The sequence below is a fragment of the Pseudomonadota bacterium genome (genome assembly GCA_030860485.1).
Classification (GTDB): domain Bacteria; phylum Pseudomonadota; class Gammaproteobacteria; order JACCXJ01; family JACCXJ01; genus JACCXJ01.
This window is the reverse complement of the sequence record JALZID010000030.1, coordinates 1-5,661: the sequence shown is the minus strand read 5'-3', so window position 1 is coordinate 5,661 and position 5,661 is coordinate 1. Positions and strand designations below refer to the sequence as shown.

The window sequence follows — 5,661 nt, the reverse complement described above, 5'->3', positions numbered from 1 at the left end:
GGGATGATCCCCTCAAAAAGGCCGATCTAGATCCCTGATGCTGCTCCAAAATCGGCCTGGATAGTGAAATCCCTTGTAACATGCCGCGGCAGTATAGGCTTTCATCACAATTTTTAGAGGCTCCCACATCTCAGTCTTCCTTAGGCCCGTGGACATAGACCCGCCGAGTCGCAAACTTGCGCTGCCGTCCGTGCATCGGTACGTCACGGATGTGCATGAGACGCGGGCTAGTGAGCCCCTCGCCCTCGGCATAGATCAGCCCGCTGGAAGGCGGCACCGCATCCAGCGCCGCCTTGGCATCAGGGCCTTCCTGCCAACTCGCAAACAGCGGCCGCGCGAGCGGGCAGGAGCGGCGTCCGAGCACGGGCGTATAACGCGGCCGGCGAAGCCCTTCTGCGATGGCCGTCAAGCTCACGGAAGCGCCGGGGTGCTCACCCACGGCCACCGTGAAGGCGGCGTCATAGAGGTACTCCCGCCGCGAGACGACGGGGTACTTCTTGATGGGGGAGCCATCGACCTTGCGGGCGGCGAGCACCGTGTGGAAGTCGCGCAGCTTGATCGCCGGTTTTTTAGGGTCAGGCCACGCCGCCCGGTCGCTATCCGCCCGTTCGAGCCGGGGTGCGGAGCGATCCACGCGCACCGTGAATTCGATGCTCGCCGCCAGTCGCTCCAGGCCATGGAGATCCTCCGCTCCAGGCCCAGGCAGGCGGCGATCAAACCTAGCAGCCCGCTGCGCGTGGGAAAGAGACTGGAGGGGCGGAACGCCTCATAGGTATGCGTTCCCCAGGCCTGCATGGGCCCGTCGAGCTTGAAGATCAGGAACCTGGGCATGGTCTTTCCCTACGGCTGGCCGTCGTTCTCGATCCAGCGTTCCAATTCGGCTAACCGCTGGTACCGCGGCAGCTTCCCGGGCCACCGGCGGCCCTTTTCCCGCCTCGCCTCCTCCTGGCAAGGAGTATCGTCGAAGCAGAACGCCGCCGCCCGCTCGTCGAGCCCGTAGGCCGTGTCCAGCCGCTGCCAGTAGTCGGCGATCGACAGCATCGAGGGTCCGAGATAGCCGCCCTCGCGCGCCCGCTCCACCGGTCTCTCGAAGGCGTTGGCGAGCGATAGGGGGAGATCCGCGAAACCCACGATGGCGAAGTCCGCCGGGTTATGGGCGGCGTGCGACTGCTGCTTGGCCGTGGGCACCACCGTGGCCAGCATGTGGAGCACGTGCCTCGCGATCGCGAGCGCCCGCTTGCGCGACTCCGCCGTCTCGTCGGTCTCCATTCCGGAGAGAAGCCCGAGATTCACCTGGAGTTGCTTGAGATTAAGGCTCGCATATCGGTAGAACACGCCGGCCGAGAACTGCTGGGTATTGAGATGTCCGGCGCCGGTCTCGCCGGCCCCCTCAACCAGGTCATCCACGGCAGTGAACCAGTCCACGTCCTGCGGTTCTACGGCATGCGTGGTCAGGGCGTGGGCCACCGCCAGCGCACCGTCTACGGGATGCATGATACCGCTCGTCGCCATGCGTCCTGCCAGCGCGACGTCGACCGCCGAGCCGATCGCCGCTCGCAGCATCGTGAGCTGAGCGTCGAGCCCCTTGGCAATCTTCTTGTCCAGCGCCGCCTTGAGGCAGTCGGCTTCGCCCAGCTTATGCTTGTTCTTCCCTTTACCGACCGTCGTGCCGACTTTCTTCAAGGCAGTGTCTCGCTCCTTATCGGTGAGTCCCTCATCTCGAACTTCGCGGATCACCCGGCAGATTTGGCGTATCTCCGAAACCACCCATGGGGCCACGGGACGTTTTTTCGTATCGCTTGCGGTATCGTCTGCTTCACTCTCGTCGTCGGTATCCTCGTCCGCCGTTTCTTGCTGCTCGCTTACAAACCGTGTTGCTGCGTCGCGTATCAATTCCGCATCGAACTCATCGCGAAGGTCCTCGATCAGCTTACTCTTGGCGCGTTCCAGGTTGCGCGTGCGGAACGATGGTATGCCGAGGTTGGCTCGGTAGTAGTCGCTCGTCCGCATGGCGCGCTTCAGAGACTGGCTGGAGATCCTGACCCGCGTTCGCCCGCCGAAAATGGCGGTCTTCTGCATGCTCATGTCGTCGCGGTTGAGGCACGAGGGGCTATGGGAGATGAGGATGTGGAAGTTGACGAAGTTCTTAGCGGTCATGCCTGGTCTCCTTTCTTGGGGCTCAATCGGGCGAGATAGAAATCTTCAACTAGGCGGCGCTTGGCCCGCTGGCCCCAGAACCACAGCGAGCGCCCGAAATCGGTCCAGTCCACCTCGGGATTGATGTGCATCACGAGCCGGCGTAGCTGGATGAGGTTGTCGCGGGGTGACCGCGCACGTGCCACTTGTAGGATGCGCGCTTCGGCAACCTTGGCTTCGGCGAGCTGGGTGGCGAGCGGCCTGGCTTGTGGCCGGTGCGCACACCACGGGAGCAGGAAGGCCAAGCGCCGGTGGCGCTGATCCGGCCGCTCGCCGGGGAAGAGGCGATAAAACGCCGGGGTCAGCGTGAGGTCATCGAGCTCGGCGCATCGGAGCAGCTCGGCCTTCTGGCCGGGGGTGAAGGCCTTGTAGCGGTCCCACAGCCTTTGGAAGTACGACGCGTCGGGGGATTGAGGGGTCATGTGCTCGTTTCCTCCATGAGTTTGGCGAGCGCGGTATTGAGGCTGCGCCGCGCCCAGGCGATCACCGGGATCAGCTCCGGTTTCAAGGCGTAGGGACCCGTCAGTTCCTCGAAGATCGACCGGCAGGTTTCGGCCAGCGCCCGGGCGAACTCGGCCCTTGCGACCTGCCACCCCCCGAACGTCTTCCCATTGTCGAACGTCTCGTGAATGAGCGCTTCGGTATGGGCGTAGAACAGCATCTCACCCGTTTCGTGGATGTCCGCGCCAATCCCCTTCAGTCCCTTGCTCTTGTCTCCTTTGACGGCCAAATAGAGCCTGCCGCGCAGCGCGGACTTCGCCTTCTTGCCGAGGTCCACAAGTTTCTCAAGCCTTTTCTTGTCGTCGTTCCAGCCCTGGGCGAGGCTCATGAGCTCGTGCCGGCGCTGTTCCACCGCAGACTGCTTGACCCGGTAGCCACCGACCAACAGATGCAAGCCGCCCTTTCCGATGGCATCGGCTTGGGCCACGGGCCCGGCCGGCGTGGACCCTTCTTTGGCGTCTGGGGCGTCGACCCTCCGCGGCACCACGAACTCGGATAGCAGCGTCCAAGCCGGGGCCGTGGTCCTAAATCCTGCGAACTTCCATTCGAGAGCACCCTTCTTCGTGCCGGCGGTCATCGCACCATGGGGGTGCGGCCACAGAACCGGCACGGTAAAGCCAAACTTCTCCTTGCGAAACCCTGTGTAGACCGCCTGCTGCTCTGTCCCCAAGAGGTCGCAGGACGACACCTCGTCCGCGCGTAGCATTTCTACGCGAGCCGGCTGCCAGAACAAGCCGCGCACCAGGCCGATCTCATTCCAGTGGACGGTTTCCTGTCTTTTCATGGGCCTGACCCAGGTTGGCTGATCTCGGGTGAAATCCACATCATAGCCAGGCAATCGCTCACGAACCCGCGACAGCGTCAGGACATTGCGCCAGACGGTTTTGCGCAGGTCGTTGCCGGCCACGAGTGTGGTGATGGGGGCCGCACCTCGCAAGGTACCCTTGAATCCCCCGCCCAAGCTCGGACTATTGGCGCCTGGTTGAAGAGGGCGATGGCCGCGATCGGCCCGCCGATCTGCCGGACCTCCGAGACCTCGTTGAAGAAACAATGGGCCGAAGCGGACGTACTCGTTTTCTCCGGCAGGCCGGGTAGCAATTTCTGAACGCTTGTCCACTCGCCCTTCACCCCGCGCGACTGCATGAAGGGCTGGGTCGCGTGGTCGAGGTCGAACCACTGCGTGCACGGCGCGACCCCGTCGGCGAATTCCTCGGGGGTCAGCGGTGCACGCAAACGCGCGCGCAGAGTGCCGTCGTCTTCGGGCAGAAACATCACCTGCGTCATGCACACCAGGAGTTGCACACAGGCGAGCTCCAAGTCGTCGCGCGGCACGCACACCTGCCAGGTGCCCTCCTGACAGAGAAGCCCCGGGTAGGTCAGCAACCGGAACGGCCCCGCACCACCGTCGGCCCGGACCGGGATCCAAGGATCCGTGAGCAGGTCCACCTATCTCACCCCATATATGGACTCCTCCGATTTGCATATATGGACTCCTCCGATTTGCAAGCATCTCGCTCGTTGATGGCAGCGGTCGGTGAGCGCAGTTGCTCCCATATATCCGGCCTTAGTTGGTGAGGCCTTGGGTCGCCTCTGGCCCTGATGGATTTCCGCGTGCTTTCGTCTCAATCAGCCTACCGGCCTCGAAGGCCCCTGGGATGAACGGATTTCTGAAAACACCGGTCCGACCGGTTTGCCATCGTGATGAAATGCTCCGCAACTGGGTGGAAAGTGACTCTTGTGAATACGCTCGTCGTGTCGTGTACTACTCCTTCGTCATCTTGAACCACATCGATAGACCTCGGCTATCCATCGTCATCCCGGCCAGGGAATGGCCGGGATCCACTGCCAGGGACGGTAGCCCCTGCCGGCGCTAGGACGTACCGTCCCGGTGCGGGATCACGGACATGCGGTACGGATCGGATTATCTGGACGGGCTCAAGCATTGGCAGATACGGGTGCGCGGTAGTCCTCACCCCACCTCAAGAGCGCCCAGATCACCCGAGCGTTCTTGTTGGCAAGGGCCACGGCGGCAATGTTGGCGTTGCGCCGCTGCACCAACGCGTTGATCCAGCGGCTCTGGGCGTCATGCTTCTTGGCGGCGGCTCGCACCACCGCGCGTGCCCCATGGATGAGCAGGGTGCGCAGATAGGTGTCGCCGCGCTTGCTGATGCCCAAGAGCTTCGGCTTGCCGCCGCTCGAATCCTGGCCGGGCACGAGACCGAGCCACGCCGAGACCTGCCGCCCCGTCTCGAAGGCCTGACCATCGCCAAGCGAGGCCGCCATCGCCGTCGCCGTGATCGGCCCCACTCCCGGCACCTGGCCGATCTTTCGGCACACCTCGTTGGCCTCGTTCAGTACCTTGAGCCTGACCCCGTACGCCGCGACTTGCTGGTCGAGCGCCAAGATCCGCCCGTGCAGATCGGCGAACAACGCCCGTACCAAGTCACTCAAGTCGTTCTCGGCGTCCTCCAAGATCTCCGGCAAGCGCTTGCGAAGCTGGGCCAAGCCCTTGCCGATGACGATCCCGTACTCGCCCAACAAGCCGCGCAGCCGATTGGCCTGGGCGGTGCGCTCCTTCACCAACCCACTGCGCACCCGGTGAAGCGCCAAGACGTCTTGCTGCTCGGCACTCTTCACCGGCACGAAGCGCATATTGGGACGCCCGACGGCTTCGCAGATCGCCTCCGCGTCGTTGGCGTCGTTCTTGTTTCCCTTCACGTAGGGCTTGACGAACTGCGGGCTGATGAGCTTGACCTCATGCCCCTGCTTCCCGAGCTCCCGCGCCCAGTAATGCGCCCCGGCGCAGGCTTCCATCCCGATGAGGCTCGGTGTCCAGTTGGCGAAAAACGCCAACACCTGTCCTCGCTTGAGCACCTTGCGAAGCACTACCTTACCCTTCGCGTCCACCCCGTGGACCTGAAAGACGCTCTTTGCAATGTCCAACCCGATTGTCGTACTGTTCAT

General features: G+C 63.4%; 3 protein-coding genes and 2 pseudogenes. All 5 read right to left on the bottom strand.

Annotation, left to right across the window (positions count from 1 at the left end):
* Positions 1-130 precede the first annotated feature (130 nt).
* Positions 131-795: pseudogene (cas5e, locus tag M3461_01380) on the bottom strand (type I-E CRISPR-associated protein Cas5/CasD).
* A 45-nt stretch (positions 796-840) separates the two neighbouring features.
* A complete protein-coding gene (cas7e, locus tag M3461_01375; protein ID MDQ3773120.1) occupies positions 841-2,157 on the bottom strand; it encodes a type I-E CRISPR-associated protein Cas7/Cse4/CasC in 1,317 nt (438 codons plus the stop codon).
* A complete protein-coding gene (gene casB / locus M3461_01370) occupies positions 2,154-2,618 on the bottom strand; it encodes a type I-E CRISPR-associated protein Cse2/CasB (GenBank protein ID MDQ3773119.1) in 465 nt (154 codons plus the stop codon). Before casB ends, cas7e begins: the two co-directional genes overlap by 4 nt.
* Positions 2,615-4,143, bottom strand: a pseudogene (casA, locus tag M3461_01365) (type I-E CRISPR-associated protein Cse1/CasA). Before casA ends, casB begins: the two are co-directional and overlap by 4 nt.
* Before the next feature lie 489 nt (positions 4,144-4,632).
* Positions 4,633-5,661 (bottom strand): IS110 family transposase, encoded by a 1,029-nt coding sequence (locus M3461_01360; protein ID MDQ3773118.1) that lies wholly within the window; start codon positions 5,659-5,661, stop codon positions 4,633-4,635.

Coding starts and splice junctions, on each gene's coding strand:
- cas7e (MDQ3773120.1), bottom strand. CDS start 2,157: ATGACCGCTAAGAACTTCGTCAACTTCCACATCCTCATCTCCCATAGC.
- casB (MDQ3773119.1), bottom strand. CDS start 2,618: ATGACCCCTCAATCCCCCGACGCGTCGTACTTCCAAAGGCTGTGGGAC.
- M3461_01360 (MDQ3773118.1), bottom strand. CDS start 5,661: ATGAACAGTACGACAATCGGGTTGGACATTGCAAAGAGCGTCTTTCAG.